Here is a 19,027-nt window from a genome sequence, read left to right as displayed (position 1 = left end):
AAGGGGTGAAGTGTGGGGTTGCCGTTCGGACGCGTTCGGTCAGCTTGCGGGCAACAGGGTGAATCGACCCAGTGGATCCGTCAGACCAGTGATGAACGCAGAGAGGCTGTCGCCCCGTGAGTTGATGCGCCAGTCGTTCGTGGAACGCTCGCCCTCGACGTAGGTGGTGATGGCCAGGTTGAACCACGCGAAACCGATGATGTCGTCGTTCTTCGGCTCAGCCAGCGCGGAGAAGAAGCTCTTGACCCACGGCTCCTTGTGCCCACCGGTCTCAGAGGCGCCGACTTCCGCCAGCAGAATCGGCTTCTTCGTCAGTGCTCGGAGCTGGTCAAGGCTCTGATCGAACGTGCTCTGGAACGTGAACTCCTGCTTCGCCACGTATGGCGGACGCAGGTACCCGGAGAGACCAACCATGTCGACGTACTCATCACCGGGGTACAGCGATGCCAGGAATTCCGGCGTCTTGTTCGCGGCAGGCAGCTTGGTGATGACGTTCGGGGCCCATACCCAGAAGACGAGCTCATTGGCTCCCTCTGCCTCGAAGATGTCGTGCACGTGCTGCCAGACCTTGACGTAGTCACCGGGGCGGTTGCCATTGATGGACTCGCCCTTGCCGTTTGTCTCGTTCCAGGGATACCAGATGCCGTTCATCTCGTGATTGAACCGGATGCCGAGCGGGAGGCCCGTCGCGACGATGTCGCGGGCGTACTGGTGGATGTACTCGTCAAATGCGCCGGGAACGCCTGCTGCAGGGTCGCCGAGGATCACGGGCAACGAGTACGCCGGCTCTTCAATCACGTCGTTGCCGGCCTTGATCGGCCGGGACTCCCACGTCATGAGCGGGACCTTCCCGCGTTCCCATGCTCGCGTCACTGCGTTGGCCCTGAACGTTTCGTCCCAGCCGCTGAAGTAGCCGACCATATCGGGCTGCACTCCGATGGCACTGCTTGTCGCGTCCAGCGTCGACCAGTTGAACGGCGCCTGTTCCGTGTACATGCCGAAGTAGCGCGCGGTGGGGTTCACGATGTCCTGCAGGGCAGGGGCCGTGATGGTCGTCTCTGGAACTCCAGGCTTGGCCGGCGTGGTTTTGACGACGACCTTCGGCTTGGCAGCTGCGGCCTTCGCGTCTGCTGCACGGCGCTCGGCGGCCACAACCTGCTGCTGAACCTGGGCCAGCTTCTTGGCTGTCGCAGCCTGCTGCGCCAGCAGCGTCTTCTTCTGCGCAGTCAGCTCACTCGACGTCTTCGCGAGCTTTGCTTCAATGGACGCAAGCTTCATCTTCAGCTTGGTGTTCTCAGCCGCGAGCGGGTTCAGTGTCGTCTGAGCACCAGAGACGGCCGCCTCAACGCTTTGGCGAATCGGGCTGCTCGGAGACGACCACACGATCATCGAGAGGATGGCGAGCGTTGCGGCCATGGCGACGAGCGCAATCACCGAGCGACGGGTGTTCTTCTTTCCCGTTGACCACCAGGTTTTGTTAGACAATGAGGAATCCTTCCAGGGCGAAGATGGCGATTCCGATCAGGTAAGGAATCGCAGCTTTCGGGTTCAGGCGGCGTCTGGCCGGCTTCTGTCGGCGCGACGTGACCGTCACCGGCTCTACGGCGGGGTACTCTCGCACCGCTGTGGCCGTGAGGGCAGAGCCGGCCTGGTGCGCACCCTGGGTAGCGGATGACTCAGACCAGGTCGCGGGGAAGCCGAGCGACTCGAGGGTGCCGAATTCTGCCTCATCGCGGAGGCTGCCAACGGAGTCGACTCCGGTGCCCTCGCTGGTCTGGGTGTCGCCACCGGCATAGGCGCCAACGCGGGTACCCCATCCGCTGGCGTGAGCCATCCGGAAGAATCCGATGAGACGAATCGGCATCAGGAAGAATGTCGAGACGATGATGAAAACCGGGAGACGGAAGAAGTCGCTGGGCTTTTCTGACAGGTGGCGCATCTGGCGGATGGCCATGCTGATCACGGACGACAGGAGCATCAGGATTGCGACGGTCACGATACCGGTGCCCATGCCGTACTCGTTGAGGAAGCCTTCGTAGAAGTTGTATCCCTGGCCCGTGAATGAGCGGTAGACCCAGCCGAGCATCACGCCGGCGAGAAGGAAGGGCAACAGGATGTCCATGAGGAAGAAGAACGCGAGAAGCGGTGCGTGGCCGAGCATCCATGGCAACATCCGGAGAGTGTTGTACTGGCTGCCGCGAGCCCAACGCAGCTGCTGCTTCCAGAGCTTCTTCACCTGCAGGGGCGCATCCGTGTACACGAGGCTCGTGTGCTGGTACACGGTGCGGTAGCCCTCTTTGAGGGTGAGGTTGGTCAACGTGCGGTCGTCGGACACTTCGAGGAACACGCCCATGAACTTCTCTGTCATGAACTTGTCCATCACGCGAATCAAGATGGAGCGACGGAAGGCGATCGTGCGGCCGGGGAGGCAACCGATCTGACCCAACACGCTCTGCGCGGGCATCGAGTACAGCGCACGGGAGTTCTCGAGCCAGTCGGCCCAGCGCGTGATCCAGCTGCGCGTGGGCTCCAGGATTCGCTGACGGGTCGTAACGCCGCCGACTTTGTCGTCAGCGAAAGGCTTGACGAGTTCGGCGAGGGCATTCGGCATCCAGACCGTGTCGGAGTCGACGAGCACCGTGATGTCTCCGGTGGAAAGCTCCGTGCCGATCTTGACGGCATTTCGCTTTCCGGGGATCGGGGTGTGGACCCAGCGCACGAGCGGGGCGAATTCGTCACACACGCTGACGAGGCCGGGGTTCTCAGGGCCGTTGATGACAACGATGATCTCGCCAGGACCCTGCTCCACCATGCGCCCGAGCACATCGCGGAAGAGGTCAAGCGGCTCGTCGAGCACCGGAACCACGACACTGGTCGTGCCGTTGTACTCGCCCGTGAACGGGCGGTAACGCGCGGACAGGAATACTTTGATTGCCCAGAGGATCCAGACCAGGGCGGAGTACACGGAGAACATGTATAGCTCTGCGTGACCCTCCGTCATGTGTCGGATTTGCAGGATGAAAATGAACAAGGCTGTACCCCGGCGATCGTAGTTGTGGTGAGATCCGCGCCGCTGGGGATCATCGATGATTCGAACAAAAAGCGATTGTGGTCTGAGTATGGTGGGTGGAAGTCATCGTGCGCAAACGTGCCGTCTACCCCCGGACGTGGTACGCGATGTCCCCCCTTTGACCGACATGTGTCCCCCCTTGTGTGGACATAGACATGGCTATTTTCCCGGCCGAATCTGAGGTGGTTTTCACTGCCTGAGTGCGGGTTCGACGAGAGCTGGCGCGACGAATCTGCGTGCGTAATTGCTGATCAGGGCGATTTGCATCCATGGGACAGCGAGCGAGATGCTGGGCGCGTTGCAATGGTTGGGCGCGGCGAAACACTGCCGACTGAGCGCCGCTCAGCTTCCTCAGAACGGCAAAACGGAGGTCGAATTCCGGTAAAAAATTCTTACGGAAGTTTACGGCGCTGTAACAAATGGGGGCGGCGACGGGCGCCATCGAAGACGTGCCCACTCCACGCGGGCACCCCAAAACTGTGGGTTAGCCCGTGAGCGGACGCGTGCCCTCGACGGGGCCGTAGAAGAGTCGCTCGAAAACGGCCCGCGCACGGCGCGTGACGCCCAGGTAATCCTCTTCCAGCTGGTTCGCAGAGCCAGGGGGATAGCGCATGATGCGCGCAATTCCCTCAAGCTGCTGCCGGTCAGCCGGCAGCACATCGGACGTCTTGTTGGTCCAGAGCGTGATCGCAGACCGAGCACGTGAGGCGAAGATCCAAGCGGCGCGCAGCGTCTCAGCGTCGTCTTCGCTGACGAGGTTGGCCTCGCTCGCCACGGTCAGCGCGATCATCGTCGACGTCGTCTGCAACTCCGGAAGCGCTGCAGCGTGCTGCAGCTGAAGCAACTGTACAAACCATTCGACATCGCTCAGTGAGCCGCGGCCGAGTTTGAGATGGCGCTGAGGGTCGGCCCCCTGCGGCAGCCGTTCACTCTCAACCCTGGCCTTGATGCGTTTCACCTCGCGTACATCCTGCTCAGCGATGGTGTTCGGGTAGCGCACGGAGTCTGCCACGGTGGTGAAGTCGGCGAGGAGCGCGGTATCCCCTGCCACGCCGGATGCGCGGAGCAGCGCCTGTGCTTCCCACGTCAGCGACCAGCGCCGGTAGTACGCGGCATACGAGTCGAGGGAGCGCACGACAGTGCCGTTCTTTCCTTCTGGACGCAACCCGATGTCGAGGTCGAGCGGCAGGGCATTGTCTTCGGTGAGCCGCGTGAGTTCACGCACGATAAACGTGGCGCGCGCGTGGGCGGCTTCATGGTCGATGGTCACCGGACGGAACACGTACATCACGTCAGCATCGGAACCGAACCCGAGTTCCGCTCCACCGAACCGGCCCATGCCGATCACCGCAAACTCAATGCCGTCATCCTCATCAGGGCGGGGTACGAGAGAGGTGCCACGCACGGAGGCGACGACGGCCTGGATATACGTGGCCGTGATGTCAGTGAGGCCGAGAGCGAGCTCTGCCACCGTGATCTCGCCCAGGATGGCGGAGAAAGCAAGCCGCAACACCTCACGACGCCTGGCGGTGCGCAGGATTCCTGCCACGGCGTCCGGGCTCTCGTGGCGTGCGATGACGGCGCTCGCCTCATCCTGCAAGACGGCAAGTGTGCGGGGCCGAAGATCGGCCTCGTCTTCCAGCCACGCGACCGCCTCCGGAATCTTCTCGAGCAGTTCTCCGACGAAGCGGGAACTCGACAACACGCGGGTCAAGCGCTCAGCGGCCCCTGACGAATCCCTGAGCATCCGCAAGAACCAGTAGGTCGAGCCGAGGCTGTCGCTCAGCCGCCGGAATGCGAGCAGTCCGTAGTCGGGATCAGCTCCCTCTGAGATCCACTGGAGGATGACGGGAAGCAGATGCCGCTGGATCGTGGCGCGACGCGAGACTCCCCCGGTCAATGCCGCGATGTGGCCGAGCGCGCCCCTGGTGTTGCGGAAACCGATCGCGGCGAGGCGGGCCTCCGCCTGCTCGCTGGTGAGGTTGAGTCCGTCAGCGGGGAGCGACGCGACGGCCGACAGCAACGGGCGGTAGAAGAGGCGCTCGTGCAGCCCCCGCACCCTCTGCTTGGTCTCTGCCCAGCGTTCGACGAGAGCAGCGGCGCTCGTCGCCAGGCCCGTCGCTCTCGCCAGTGTTCTGAGCGCCTGCTCGTCGCGCGGGACGAGGTGCGTGCGACGGAGCTTCTCCAGCTGGATGCGGTGCTCCATCAGGCGGAGCACCCGGTAATCCTGGGCGAACTCTGCTGCTTCGACCCTGCCGATGTAGCCATTGTCTGCGAGAGCAGTCAGGGCCGGCAGCGTGCCGGCCTGGCGCACCCCCTCGTCGGCTTGTCCGTGAACGAGCTGCAGCAACTGCACAGTGAACTCGATGTCGCGCAGGCCGCCGGGGCCCAGCTTCAGCTGGTACTCGGCCTCGGCCTCTGGAATGTTGTCCCTGACGCGCTCCCGCATCCGCTGCACCGATTCAACGAAATTCTCGCGACTGGCGCTGCTCCAGACGCCGGGTGCAACTGCCGTCACGTATCGCAGGCCCAGCTCCAGATCGCCGGCGAGTGGCCTCGCCTTGAGCAGCGCCTGGAACTCCCAGCTCTTCGCCCACCGGTCGTAGTAGGCGAGATGTGACTCCAGGGTGCGCACCAGGGCGCCGTCCTTGCCCTCTGGCCGGAGGTTGGGGTCGACTTCCCACAGCTCTGGTTCGACGGCTGGCTGGTTGAGCCCGCGCATCGTGAGCATGGCCAGCCGGGTGGCGATGTCGACGGCGCGCTGGTTGTCGAGCCCCGCGCTCTCGTCGCCTTCCGCGACGAAGATCACATCGACATCGCTCACATAGTTGAGTTCTCGAGCGCCGGCCTTGCCCATGCCGATCACGGCGAGCCTGGTTGCCCGCACCTCGTTTGTCGGGAAGGTGCCATGCCCTGGCACGTCGCTCGCCACCATGCTGCGCGCGACGGCCAGCGCAGCATCGAGGGCAGCGGATGCCAGATCGGCCAGGCAGTGCGCTACGGCGTCCACGCCACGAACCTGGTCTGCCTGGCCAAGGTCGAAGGCTGCAACCTCTGCCAGCCGTCGGCGATAGCGCACGCGCAGGGCCACCCAGGCTTCGTCGTCGACCAGTTGCGCAAATCCGGCTGTTGCCCCGACAGCGTCGAGGAAGTCGGCGTCGAGGTCCGCGGCGCCCGGCAGCTCGTCCCGCCCCTCAGCGAGGACATCGAGTTCCTCTGGGTGACGCAGGAAGAACTCAGCCAGGCCACTGGATGCGCCGATCACGCGCAGGAGTCGCTCAGCGGATTCTGGGTGGTCGAGCAACGCCGTCGTCTCGGCCGGCGCTCGGCGAATCAGTTCGAGCAGCGCACCGAGTGCGGCATCAGGACTGGCTGTGCGCCCCAGCAGCGGGAGCAGCTCCGTGGCAGGCGGGGCTCCCAGCCGCTCGGCATCCACCAGGCGCTCGCGAACAACTCCGAGTTCGACAAAACCAACGCGGGCGAGTTCTGTGAGGGTGAGTTGTCCGCGCGCCATGATGGTGAAGCGGTATCGCTTAGAGCATCTCGAGGTTCTTGCGAAGCTCGAATGGCGTTACCTGCGAACGGTATTCCTTCCACTCCTGCCGCTTGTTGAGCAGCACGAAGTTGAAGACCTGCTCCCCCAGCGTCTCGGCAACGAGCTCTGAGCGCTCCATCAATTCGATGGCGTGATCGAGGCTGGCAGGCAGCGGGCTGTAGCCCAGTGCGCGACGCTCTGTGTCGCTCAGGCTCCAGACGTTGTCCTCTGCCTCTGGCGGAAGCTCGTAGCCTTCTTCGATTCCCTTGAGACCAGCGGCCAACATGAGGGAGTACGCCAGGTACGGGTTTGCCGCAGAGTCGATCGCGCGGTATTCGATGCGCGAGCTCTGGCCCTTGTTGGGCTTATAGAGAGGAACTCGAATGAGCGCGGACCGGTTGTTGTGGCCCCAGCAGACGAAGCTCGGCGCTTCGTCGCCACCCCAGAGGCGCTTGTATGAGTTCACGAACTGGTTGGTCACCGCCGTGATCTCAGGAGCGTGCTTGAGCAGGCCTGCAATGAACTGGCGACCCGTCTTTGAGAGCTGGTACTGGGCACCGGCCTCATAGAAGGCATTGGTGTCACCCTCGAACAGCGAGACATGTGTGTGCATGCCGGAACCAGGGTGATCTGACATCGGCTTGGGCATGAACGTTGCGTACACGCCCTGCTCGATGGCGACTTCCTTGATCACGGTGCGGAACGTCATGATGTTGTCTGCCGTTGTGAGGGCATCCGCATACCGGAGGTCGATCTCGTTCTGACCTGGGCCGGCCTCGTGGTGGCTGAATTCCACCGAGATGCCCAAATCTTCGAGCATCCGCACAGAGCGGCGACGGAAGTCGTGGGCCGTGCCACCTGGCACGTTGTCGAAGTAGCCGGCCGAGTCAACGGGCACGGGACCCTCTGGGCCGTACTTTGACGACTTGAGCAGGTAGAACTCGATCTCGGGGTGCGTGTAGAACGTGAACCCGCGCTCGGCCGCCTTCTCCAGCGTGCGCTTCAGCACGTTGCGGGGGTCTGCGACGGCAGGCTGGCCGTCCGGCGTCGTGATGTCACAGAACATCCGCGCTGTCGGGTCGATTTCACCGCGCCACGGGAGGATCTGGAAAGTCGTGGGATCCGGGTGCGCCAGCACATCCGCTTCGAACGAACGGGTGAGTCCCTCGATGGCAGAACCATCGAATCCGAGGCCTTCAGCGAAGGCACCCTCGACCTCTGCCGGGGCGATCGCCACCGATTTCAGAGTGCCGACGACGTCGGTGAACCATAGGCGAACGAACTTGATCCCTCGCTCCTCGATGGTACGAAGAACGAAGTCACGCTGCTTATCCATTCAGGCCCTCTCTTTTCCATCTCTAGGGTAGTGGCTAGAGGCGCTATCAGGGCAGAGGGACCCACCAGCGGCGCGCCCAAATCATGCTGGCTACACTGGAGCCATGCCTGACCTGAACAGCTCTTCCGTCACCGCTGCCGCCGACGAACAGAAGCCATACGGCGCTGCTCCCGCTGGACAGAAGCGCGTGCGCACCCGTCACTTCCAGAACGCCAAGCAGCAGGGCATCCCGATCACGGGCCTGACCAGCTACGACATGCTCACGGCGCAGATCTTCGACCAGGCCGGAATCGACTTCCTGCTCGTTGGCGATTCAGCCGGCAACAACGTCTTCGGCTACGAAACGACACTGCCGGTTACCGTTGACGAGCTGATTCCGCTCACGCGTGCCGTATCTGATGCCGTCACGCGGGCACTCGTCGTCGCAGACATGCCGTTCGGCTCGTACGAGGGCGGCCCAGAAGAGGCGCTGCACACTGCCGTGCGGTTCATGAAGGAATCACGCGCGCACGCCGTGAAGCTCGAGGGTGGCAAGCGCAGTCGCAAGCAGATCAAGCGCATCGTCTCTGCCGGCATTCCAGTCATGGCGCACATCGGCTTCACCCCGCAGAGTGAGCACGGGCTCGGCGGGCACATCATCCAGGGCAGGGGCGCCGCAGCCGAACGCCTGCTGGAAGACGCGCTTGCAGTACAGAAGGCCGGCGCGTTTGCCGTGGTGCTCGAAATGGTGCCGTCATCCGTTGCAGCGATGATCACTGAGCGGCTCGACATCCCCACAATCGGCGTGGGCGCAGGGCCAGACGTCGACGGCCAGCTTCTCGTCTGGACCGACTTCGCCGGCATGACAGAGGGCAGGGTGCCGCGCTTCGTCCGCCAGTACGCGAACGTGCGCTCAGTCTTGACGGATGCCGTGACCCAGTTCAGGGCCGATGTCGAGTCGGGGGCGTACCCGGCGCCAGAACACGGCTACGAATAGGACAGCTCACGGCTACGAATAGCCACGGCAGCGCGTGGGTCTAGCGGTTGTCTTCCGCGTCTTCTTCAGCCCACTTGGCGCTGTTCTCGCGCAGCTTGTCGAGGGCATGCTCCGCTTCAGACTTCGTCTGGAATGGACCGACACGGTCGTTTGAGGGCGATTGGAAGCCCTGCTCGACGGCGCCGGTGCGCATGTTGTACCAAAACAGGTGTTCGCGATCTTCGGCCATAAGCTTGATCTTATGCCTCATGATTCTGCCGGTCACCTGATTCCGGGGAGAGTATCTCCCCCTCGCGCTGTTCCGTCGCATATTGCGCGACCCGAGTACGTCGGCAAGAAGGCACCGGCTCCCTACTCCGGCAACAACATCTACGCTCCGGCGCAGATCGAACTGATCAGGGAATCCGGTCGCATCGCTGCGCAGGCGGTTGAGGCCGTTGCGGCAGCCATCGTCCCCGGCGTGACAACGGACGAACTCGACGCGATCGGACACGAGTTCCTGATCAGCCACGACGCGTACCCGTCGACACTCGGCTACCGCGGCTACGCGAAGTCATTGTGCAGCTCTGTCAACGAAGTCATCTGCCACGGCATCCCCGACGACACCGTGCTGCGCGATGGCGACATCATCAATATCGACATCACCGCGTACAAGAACGGGATGCACGGCGACCTCAACGCGACGTTCATCGTTGGCAATGCCAGCGACGAGGCGACGCTTCTCGTCGAGCGCACCAGGGAAGCACTCGCGCGCGGCATCAAAGCCGTAGCCCCCGGCCGACAGGTGAATGTGATCGGCCGCACCATCGAGTCGTACGCCAAGCGTTTCGGCTACGGCGTCGTGCGTGACTTCACCGGGCACGGGGTCGGCGAAGCGTTCCACTCCGGCCTGATCATCCCGCACTACGACTCAGCCCCCGACTACAACACGGTCATGGAAGTCGGCATGGTCTTCACGATCGAACCGATGCTGACGCTCGGGACGCACGAGTGGGACATCTGGGCGGATGACTGGACGGTCACCACGAAGGACAAGAGCCTGACGGCCCAGTTCGAGCACACCCTGGTCGTCACCGAACGCGGCGCAGACATCCTGACTCTGCCGTAATTCGCCGGCGTCGGCACGCACGTCGACCGGCGAACGGGTCCAGCAGCGGGTAAGTTGGCAGGATGAATGCAACGGGCACGGCTGCCACGACGGCCATCGGGATTGACATCGGCGGCACCGGCATCAAGGGGGCCATTGTCGACCTCTCCACAGGTGAACTGCTCTCTGACCGAGTCAAGTTGGCAACGCCCAAGGGCGGAAAGCCGAAGGACATCGTCGAGACAACCCGGCAGTTGCTCAGCACGCTCTCCCCCGACGACGCACAGCTGCCCATTGGCGTGTGCTTTCCAGCTGTGGTGAAGAACGGTCGCACCATGTCGGCAGCGAACGTCTCGAAGGACTGGATCGGCCTTGCCGCAGAGGAGCTCTTTGAGCAGACGCTTGGCCAGCGCATTCACTTCGTCAACGACGCGGATGCCGCGGGCTACGCCGAATCAGAGTTCGGCGCGGCCAAGGACGTTCCCGGCGTTGTCCTGTTGACCACGCTCGGCACCGGTATCGGATCCGCACTCCTGAACGACGGCGTGCTTGTACCGAACACCGAGCTCGGCCACATCGAAATCGACGGCAAGGACTACGAGACCAAGGCTGCGTATTCCGCCAAGGAACGCGACGACTTGAGTTGGGAAGCCTGGGCCAAGCGGCTGCAGAAGTACTACTCAACGCTCGAGAGGTTGTTCTCCCCCGACCTCTTCATCGTCGGCGGTGGAGTCTCGAAGCACCACGAGGAATTCCTGCCGCTGCTCAGCCTGCAGACGCCGATCGTGCCGGCTGTGCACCGCAACAATGCCGGCATCCTCGGCTCGGCCGCGCTTGCGGTCAAGTTTCCCGGCTGATGACCACGAGCACCGCACCCGTTCTCACTCAGGCACATCGACGTGATGTCGACCGCTCGTTCATTGAGCATCACGCCAGGGGCGCTGCCCCGAGCGTTGTCTGGGGCGTCTTCGACGAGACTCGTCTCGCCCACTCCGACGCGCGCGGCCGGCTCAGCGACGGTTCCGTCCCAGGACCCGATACGGCCTATCGCATCGCATCGTGCACCAAGAGCTTCACAGCCGCGGCAATCCTTGCGCTCCGCGATGAGGGACTGGTGCACCTCGACGACCCCATCACGAGATTCGTCCCCGCCTTTGATGCAGTGGCGCTTCCCAGCGCTGACTCCCCCGTTCCCACGATCAGGATGCTGCTGACCATGTCGGCTGGTTTGCCCACCGACGACCCATGGGCCGACCGGCAGGAATCGATGACGGCCGTTGACCTTGACAGCCTGCTCGCTCGCGGCCTCAGCTTCGAGTCGGTGCCTGGAACGCGATTCGCGTACTCCAACCTCGGCTACGCTCTGCTCGGCCGGGTCATCGAACAGGCAAGCGGCACCGACTATCGGGCTTTCATCACGCAAAGATTCCTCCTTCCGCTGGGGCTTGGCGCCACGGGGTTCGACACGTCGGTGCCGGCCAGACAGGGCATTGCCGTCGGCGCCCGCTGGCTCGACAACACCTGGGACTATCTGCCGTTCTCGCAGCCTGGGGCTTTCTCCCCGATCGGCGGCTTGTTCAGCACGCTGCGCGACCTCAGCTCGTGGGCGCGCTGGCTGGTCAGCGCCTTCGACGACGCGCCCGGCGCCCAGCACACGGATGCCGTGTTGTCGCGCTCCTCCCGCCGTGAGATGCAGCAGGTCCAGCGATTCACCGCAGGCCTGCCCTCGCACCCAGGTGGCTACGGCTACGGGTTGTTCGTACAGCACTACGCAGACGACGAGACAGTGGTGTCCCATTCCGGCGGATACCCGGGCTTCTCGGCCCATATGCGCTGGTCGACGCGTTCCAGGCGCGGCATTGTCGCCTACGAGAACGGAACGTATTCCCGCGTCTCCGTTCCCACAACAGAGGCGTTCGATCGCGTCATCGCCGGCCAGGACACTACGGTCGGCCCGCCTACCGCCTTGCCTGTCTCCCTCTGGCCGGCAACCCGCGCCGCGCAGGCTGCCATCACCGCGCTCGCACACGACTGGAACCCGGATGCCGTAGCGGCGCTCTGTGCAGACAACGTCCCGCTCGACGAGCCACTCGATCATCGCCACGCCACGCTCGCTGCGGCGATTACGGCAATCGGCGGGCTCGTGCAGCACGACGGTGACGTAGACGGTGACGTAGATGGTGACGTAGGCGAGCACAAAGCCGTTGAGGAAAGCTCCGTCTCACCGGCTCATCTGGCCTGGTATCTGCCCGGTGCAGCAGGCCGCCTGCGGATCGAGATCCAGCTGACGCCAGAGAATCCCCCGCGCGTGCAGACGCTGAAGTTCTCACCGGACCGCGTCGGTCGGTAGGCGCCGACCAGAGCAGATTCTCCTCCCGTCTGCCACACACCCGAGTAGTCTGAAGCCACTCGGGCAATGGCGATCGGAGGCATGGTGGACCGTTCATCACGCCGCGTCGTCGAGAAGGCCCATGTGCAGTCGATGGCCGGGATATCACTGGCCGATCCGTTCGCACCGTCGGGGGTCCGCAGGCTGGTGTTGGAGTCCTGGCAGCGGTCGCTCCACCTGTCGCTCGACCCAGACAAGCCATTGGCCGCCCTCAGTCTCGACGATGACGAGCTGCGGGACTATCGCCGCGAGCATCCGCTTGCCCTCGTGTTGCCCACGATTCACAACCTGCTCATTCGGCACACCTTTGATTCAGGGTTGATCGTCGCCATCGGCGACCAGTCGGGGCGCCTGCTGTGGATTGACGGCGATCGCAGCCTTCGACACAAGGCGGAGTCGATGCTCTTCGTCGAGGGCGCCGACTGGTCAGAGAACGCGGTCGGCACCAGCGCGCCAGGCACCGCCCTGGCCCTCGATCGCAGCATGCAGATCGACGGAGCAGAGCATTTCAACCGGATCGTGCACCCGTGGAGCTGTTCGGCCGTCCCCGTGCATGATCCGTCGAGTGGCGCGATTCTCGGCGTGATCGACATCACAGGCGAAGCGGATGCCGTCGATCCGGCGACCCTGTCGCTCATCGAGGCGACCGTGGCCGCTGTCGAGGCGGAGCTGAGGGTGACGCAGCGGGACCGGCTCGCCGCATCGCCTACGCGTCCGCACCCGCACGCGAGCGCTCATGCTCTCGGTGCCACGCAGTCCACCGCGTCCACCGCGTCCACCGCACGGCTGACGGCGCTCGGAGTCGACGGAGGCAGGCTCGAGGTTGGCGGCGGTTCCATTTTCCTCAGCCAGCGGCACGCCGAGATTCTCACCCTCCTGGCCTGGCACGGTGCCGGTCTCACGGCCGGAGCCCTGGCGGAGCTGCTCTACGGGACCGACGCGGCGATCGTGACCGTGCGCGCTGAAATGGTGCGGTTGCGGCGTCAGCTCCAGAAGGCCGCCCCCATGCTGGTCCTGGAGTCAAAGCCGTATCGGCTCGGCGTCCCTCTGGAGTTGGACGCCCAGCGGGTCATGGCGTTCCTCACCCGTGGAGCGCACAAGGTGGCGCTGGCCGCCTATGCCGGGCCGCTGCTTCGCCACTCTGAGGCACCAGGCATCGTGGCCATCCGGTCTGAGGTCAGCACAGCGCTCAGGACAGCCATCCTGACGGATGCTTCTGCAGAGACGCTGCTTGCCTACGCGCGCACAGCCGATGCGGCTCTCGACACCGAGGTGTGGCGAACCTGCCTGCAGTTGTTGCCCCTGCGTTCACCGAAGCGGGCGGCCGTCGTCGCGCGGCTCGAAATGATCGAAAAGGAACTCGCACCACTTCCTGCGCACCACTGAGTCCGCTGAACAACTGAGATCGCTGAACCACTACAGTGCGACTCGGGCACGACTTCCATACAAGGAGTGCGAGGCGCCGCCTGCGACCCGTGCAACCTGGCTGCAACCCCCACGCTCCTATGCTCGCGACAGAGGACACACCCGGTCCTCCACCTCAGACAGAGTCGTCGAACAGGAGCGTTATGACTATCTACGCCGCCCCGGGAACACCCGATGCGAAAGTCACCTTCAAGCCACGGTACGAGAATTGGATCGGCGGTGAGTGGGTGAAACCGGTGGGAGGCGAGTACTTCGAGGACTACTCCCCCGTCATCGGAAAGCCATTCGCAGAGGTCGCCCGCAGCACAGCCGCCGATATCGAGCTCGCGCTCGATGCCGCTCACCGCGCAGCGCCGGCCTGGGGCAGGACAAGCCCCACAGAGCGCGCCGCGGTCCTGAACCGCATCGCAGACGTCATCGATGACAACCTCGAGCTGCTCGCTGTTGCAGAGACGTGGGACAACGGCAAGGCGATTCGCGAACCGCTGAACGCCGACCTGCCGCTGGCCAGCGACCACTTCCGCTACTTCGCCGCCGCCATCCGGGCACAGGATGGCGACCACGCAGAGCTCGACGGTGACATGGTGTCGTACCAGTTCCACGAGCCCCTTGGCGTAGTCGGGCAGATCATTCCCTGGAACTTCCCGATCCTAATGGCCGTGTGGAAACTGGCGCCGGCCCTCGCCGCCGGAAACGCAATCGTCCTGAAGCCGGCGGAACAGACACCGGTGTCGATCCTCGTGCTCATCGAGCTGATCGGCGACATCCTGCCGCCCGGCGTGGTCAATATTGTCAACGGCTTCGGCATCGAGGCGGGCAAGCCACTCGCCTCCAGCCCCCGCATCCGCAAGATTGCTTTCACCGGTGAAACGACAACAGGGCGCCTCATCCTGCAGTACGCCAGCGCCAACCTCATCCCGAGCACCGTTGAGCTCGGCGGCAAGAGCCCCAACATCTTCTTCAAGGATGTCGCAGACCACGACGACGCGTTCTACAACAAGGCCCAGGAAGGTTTCGTGCTCTTCGCCTTCAACCAGGGCGAAGTCTGCACCTGCCCGAGCAGGGCGCTGGTAGAGAGATCGATTTACGACTCGTTCCTCGGCGCCGGCGTCGAACGCACCAAGAAAGCCATCCAGGGCAATCCGCTCGACACAGACACCCAGGTCGGCGCCCAGGCCTCCAACGATCAGCTGGAGAAGATCCTCAGCTACATCGACATCGGCAAGCAGGAGGGTGCCAGGCTCATCCTGGGCGGGGAGCGCGTTGACCTCGGCGGCGACCTCACCGACGGATACTACGTGGCCCCGACCATCTTCGAAGGCGAGAACTCCATGCGGATCTTCCAGGAGGAGATCTTCGGCCCTGTCGTCGCCGTGACCAGCTTCACCGACTACGACGACGCCATCCAGCAGGCGAACGACACGCTCTACGGCCTTGGAGCAGGCGTGTGGTCACGCAACGGCAACGTGGCATACCGGGCTGGACGCGACATCAAGGCCGGGCGCATCTGGGTGAACAACTATCACGCCTACCCGGCAGGGGCCGCGTTCGGAGGCTACAAGAGCTCCGGCATCGGCCGCGAGAACAACAAACTGGCGCTCGGGCACTACCAGCAGACCAAGAACCTGCTGGTGTCGTACTCGGAGGACCAGCTCGGCTACTTCTAAGCCGGTTCACTACACGCGCGTTCACCGCGAGGCGGTCGGTCTGTTCCTGCAGAACGAGCGGACCGACCGCCCTGACGATTGGAGCCAGCATGATGGAGGCATCCGTCACCCTGCCGGGCGAACGGCTCTCGCGAGTCGCCCTCGCCGGCGCGAGCATTGAACTGCTCGGCCGACTCTGGGACAGGCACGGCCCGCTGATGTTCCACCAGTCGGGCGGATGCTGCGATGGCAGCTCACCCATGTGTTACCCGGCGGGTGATTTCATCACCTCCGACCAGGATGTGCGGCTCGGCCAGTTCGATATCGGCACCCAGGAAGCACCGAAACTCATCGACTTTTGGATGTCGCGCGAACAGTTCGAGTACTGGAGTCACACCCATCTCACCGTCGACGTGGTGAAGGGACGTGGCAGCGGATTCTCAGCCGAGGCGCCAGAGGGCGTGCGTTTCCTCATCCGCTCACGACTGATGGAGACCGCAACGCCGTTCACCTGATCGGCGTATGACGCCAGCGGAGGAGACGCGGGAAATGAAATGGGCCGGCTATTACGCCGGGTTTTGTCCAGGTGTCGCATCGAAACACGACACCGTCGACGGTCATCTATCTACGAACTACGTTGCCGCAGCCCTCTAGCGGCCTACCCGAAAACTCGGCGAGCAGCCTTAGCGTTTTCTGTCTGACCTTGCTCCGGGCGAGGTTTACCGAGCCGACCAGGTCACCCTGGCCTCTGGTGGTCTCTTACACCACCGTTTCACCCTTACCGAGAGCCGAAGCTCCAGGCGGTCTACTTTCTGTGGCACTATCTCGCGGGTTACCCCGGGTGGGTGTTACCCACCGCCCTGCTCTATGGAGCCCGGACGTTCCTCGGCATCCTGATCCGAAGATCCGGATGACGCGACCGTCTTGCCGACCCATTCCAAACGTCAAGCCTACTGGCTCAGTGGAGTTCGTGCTGCCGTTCGAGGGCTGCGCCTTCGACATCCACATTGGGCAGGATACGGTCGAGCCAGCGCGGGATCCACCAGGCAGACGTGCCGAGCAGATGCATGATCGCCGGCATCAGCAGCATCCGCACGAGGAACGCATCGACGAGCACGCCGAAGGCCAGACCGAATCCGATCGACTTGATCATGCTGGAATCCGAACTGATGAAGCCGGAGAACACCGCAACCATGATCAGGGCAGCCGCGATGACCACCGCCCGGCCGGCTCGGAATCCCTGGGCGACGGCGAGGCGCGCTGGGGCTCCGTGCACGTACGCTTCTCGCATTCCCGTTGCGAGGAAGAGCTGGTAGTCCATTGCGAGCCCGAAGAGGATGCCGACAAGGATCACGGGAAGGAAGCTCAGGATCGGACCTGCGCTGTGAATACCGAGAATCTCGGCAAACCAGCCCCACTGGAAGACAGCAACGATCGCACCGAAGGTGGCGAAGAGGGACAGGATGAATCCACCTGTCGCGATCAGCGGCACGAGCAACGAGCGGAACACCAGAATCATGATGAGGAACGACAGGCCGACCACAACGGTGAGGTACAGCGGCAGCACATCCGCCAGTGCCTCTGAGATATCGATGTTGATCGCGGCCTGACCGGCAACCCCGAGTGTGATGTCGCCGTCTATGGCCGTCAGGCCGCGCAGGTCGCGCACCAACTGCTCTGTGGAGGCGCTGTTCGGCCCCTCAGCAGGCAGGACCTGGAATGCAGCGAGGCGGCTGTCGTCCGAAACGGCGATCGGCGCGACGGCGACAACGTCGTCCTGCTCAGCGATTGCCTGAGCAACTGACACCTGCGCTGCGAGCAGGCCCTCTTCGTCGAGGCCGGGCGGCAGAGCTGCCGTGACCAGAAGAGGGCCGTTTGCGCCCTCGCCGAATGACTCCCCCACGACGGTGAAGGCTTGATACGACGCTGAACCCACCGGCTCTGACGACCCGTCTGGCAGGCCCAAGCGCATCGAAAGCGACGGGAGCGCAATGACCAGCAGCACGCCGATCGTGAGGACAGCAGTGACGACGGCACGGAGTGTGCCCATGGGCTTCACCGCGCGAGACGATACGTCTGGGCTGCCAACGGATGCCGTGGCCTTCTTCCCAAGCACCCGTGTTCCCGCGAGGCCGAGCAGTGCGGGGGTGAGGCTGATGGCGATCAGGACAGCGATCAACACGCTCAGGGCGCCTGCAGTGCCCATCAGCCCCAGGAACGGCACACCCGTGATGTTGAGCGCGAGCAGGGCGATGATGACCGTCGTACCAGCGAACAACACGGCATTACCGGCGGTTCCGTTGGCCAGCCCGATGGATTCATGCACCTCGGCACCCCGCAGCAGCTGCTTACGGTGCCTATTGATGATGAACAGGGAGTAGTCGATTCCCACTGCAAGTCCGAGCATGACCCCCAGGATCGGCGTCACGCTCGTCATGTCGATGACGCCGGAGAATGCAAGGATTCCCAGTGCGCCAATGCCGACACCGACGAGTGCCGTGACGATGGGGAATGCGGCTGCGATGAAGGAGCCGAGCACAATGACGAGAATGACCCCAGCCAGGACGACGCCGATCGCCTCGCCTACTCCGACAAGCTGAGGCACACTCTGGGCGATGTCGGAGGAGAACGACACCTCGACGCCCTCGATTGGGGTGGATTCGAAGTAGTCGATGGTCGCCGTCTTGGAGCTTTCCGGCAGCTCCAGGCGTGGCACCGTGTATGCAACGTTCACGATCGCTGTCGCGTCGTCTGCCGAGACCATTCGAATGCCTTGCGCGAGCGAGAGCAATTCAGCCCCACGCTCCAGCTTGGTGCTCTGGGCATTCAGGGTGGCGAGGGACTCGGCCAGCGCGGCCTGCTGTTGGTCGAGTTGCGCCTGCTGCGCAGTCAGCTGTGCTTGCGCGGCATCGAGCTCCACCGTCGAGGCTCCAGCCGCTTCGGCCTGAGCCCTGCTCGCGTCGAGCTGTTCCTGCCCGGCAGTGAGCTGTGCCTGGGCTGCGTCGAGCTGCTCCTGCCCTGCGTCAAGCTGAGCGCGTGCGGCGGCGATCTCCGTGCGCCCGGCCTCGATCTGGGCCGCCTGGTCAGCGCGTTCCGCCTCAGTGGCGAACGGGTCAACAACGTTTGCGACATCCGGCAGGGCGGTGGCACCCGCCACGAGCTCGCTGATTGCGGCCTTCTGCTCGCTCAAGAGAGCAGATCCATCCTCGGTGGTGAAGACCACCGTTCCTGAAGCGCCGCTGAAATCGGGAAGCTGCTCTGAGAGCTCGTCGGTGACGGCACCGGACGCAGTGCCGGGGATGTCAAAACTTGAACTGAGTCCCTTGAATCCGATCAGGAACGCGCCGATGGCCAGAACCAGGATCACGGCCCAGGCGGCAATGACCAGCCAGGCGCGACGCGCAGAGAATTTGCCCAAACGGTATAACAGCTCAGCCATGATGTCCTTTCGCGAGACATCTTGATGATACGCACCGTCTCGCGCACCGGATCACCGGTATCGCAAAACGCAGAAGGGGGCACCGCCTCACGACGGTGCCCCCTTCTGCATCAGGTGCTTAGAT

The 19,027-nt window shown here is 63.7% G+C and carries 13 protein-coding genes and 1 other RNA gene; 7 read left to right on the top strand and 7 right to left on the bottom strand.

The annotated features are described in order from the left end of the window. Window positions 1-39: 39 nt before the first annotated feature. The 4 genes from AC25Z0_RS04590 to AC25Z0_RS04575 form a co-directional block, all read right to left on the bottom strand. Window positions 40-1,485, bottom strand: a complete 1,446-nt coding sequence (locus AC25Z0_RS04590) for a glycoside hydrolase family 26 protein (RefSeq protein WP_488132471.1) — start codon at window positions 1,483-1,485, stop codon at window positions 40-42. After that, the gene (locus AC25Z0_RS04585) at window positions 1,478-3,031 is read right to left on the bottom strand and encodes a glycosyltransferase family 2 protein (RefSeq protein WP_488132470.1); all 1,554 of its coding nucleotides are present in this window, start codon (window positions 3,029-3,031) and stop codon (window positions 1,478-1,480) included. Before AC25Z0_RS04585 ends, AC25Z0_RS04590 begins: the two co-directional genes overlap by 8 nt. A gap of 523 nt (window positions 3,032-3,554) precedes the next feature. Continuing rightward, window positions 3,555-6,584 carry a bifunctional [glutamine synthetase] adenylyltransferase/[glutamine synthetase]-adenylyl-L-tyrosine phosphorylase gene (locus AC25Z0_RS04580; protein WP_488132469.1) on the bottom strand — a complete coding sequence of 1,010 codons (3,030 nt, stop codon included), beginning with the start codon at window positions 6,582-6,584 and terminating at the stop codon, window positions 3,555-3,557. A 19-nt stretch (window positions 6,585-6,603) separates the two neighbouring features. Next, window positions 6,604-7,941 (bottom strand): glutamine synthetase family protein, encoded by a 1,338-nt coding sequence (locus AC25Z0_RS04575; protein ID WP_488119020.1) that lies wholly within the window; start codon window positions 7,939-7,941, stop codon window positions 6,604-6,606. 103 nt (window positions 7,942-8,044) lie between these two features. Between AC25Z0_RS04575 and panB the strand changes: the two genes are divergently transcribed. Next, a complete protein-coding gene (panB, locus tag AC25Z0_RS04570) occupies window positions 8,045-8,917 on the top strand; it encodes a 3-methyl-2-oxobutanoate hydroxymethyltransferase (protein WP_488119019.1) in 873 nt (290 codons plus the stop codon). Between the two features lie 40 nt (window positions 8,918-8,957). Here panB and AC25Z0_RS04565 read toward each other — a convergent pair whose 3' ends face one another. Further along, window positions 8,958-9,146, bottom strand: coding sequence for an SPOR domain-containing protein (locus tag AC25Z0_RS04565; RefSeq protein WP_488119018.1), 189 nt, complete (start codon window positions 9,144-9,146; stop codon window positions 8,958-8,960). A gap of 12 nt (window positions 9,147-9,158) precedes the next feature. On the opposite strand from AC25Z0_RS04565, the gene map reads away from it, so the two are divergent. From map to AC25Z0_RS04535, 6 genes are all read left to right on the top strand, one after another. Next, a complete protein-coding gene (gene map, locus AC25Z0_RS04560) occupies window positions 9,159-10,025 on the top strand; it encodes a type I methionyl aminopeptidase (RefSeq protein WP_488119017.1) in 867 nt (288 codons plus the stop codon). Between the two features lie 62 nt (window positions 10,026-10,087). Beyond that, entirely contained in the window at window positions 10,088-10,861 is a 774-nt protein-coding gene (gene ppgK / locus AC25Z0_RS04555) for a polyphosphate--glucose phosphotransferase (RefSeq protein ID WP_488119016.1), read from the top strand. Beyond that, complete coding sequence (locus AC25Z0_RS04550; protein ID WP_488119015.1) at window positions 10,861-12,354, top strand: serine hydrolase domain-containing protein; 1,494 nt, start codon at window positions 10,861-10,863, stop codon at window positions 12,352-12,354. Before ppgK ends, AC25Z0_RS04550 begins: the two co-directional genes overlap by 1 nt. A gap of 66 nt (window positions 12,355-12,420) precedes the next feature. Further along, window positions 12,421-13,779, top strand: coding sequence for a GAF domain-containing protein (locus AC25Z0_RS04545; RefSeq protein WP_488132468.1), 1,359 nt, complete (start codon window positions 12,421-12,423; stop codon window positions 13,777-13,779). A gap of 182 nt (window positions 13,780-13,961) precedes the next feature. After that, a complete protein-coding gene (gene exaC, locus AC25Z0_RS04540) occupies window positions 13,962-15,485 on the top strand; it encodes an acetaldehyde dehydrogenase ExaC (RefSeq protein WP_488119013.1) in 1,524 nt (507 codons plus the stop codon). A gap of 92 nt (window positions 15,486-15,577) precedes the next feature. After that, a complete protein-coding gene (locus AC25Z0_RS04535; RefSeq protein WP_488119518.1) occupies window positions 15,578-15,979 on the top strand; it encodes a DUF779 domain-containing protein in 402 nt (133 codons plus the stop codon). Between the two features lie 36 nt (window positions 15,980-16,015). Here AC25Z0_RS04535 and rnpB read toward each other — a convergent pair. After that, window positions 16,016-16,399: RNase P RNA component class A (rnpB, locus tag AC25Z0_RS04530), an RNA gene on the bottom strand. 23 nt (window positions 16,400-16,422) lie between these two features. After that, window positions 16,423-18,903 (bottom strand): MMPL family transporter, encoded by a 2,481-nt coding sequence (locus AC25Z0_RS04525; RefSeq protein WP_488132467.1) that lies wholly within the window; start codon window positions 18,901-18,903, stop codon window positions 16,423-16,425. Between the last annotated feature and the right edge of the window lie 124 nt (window positions 18,904-19,027).

Source organism: Leifsonia sp. Y862 (genome assembly GCF_057669585.1).
The sequence above is the reverse complement of the archived record's forward strand: the minus strand, read 5'-3'. Positions and strand labels throughout refer to the sequence as shown.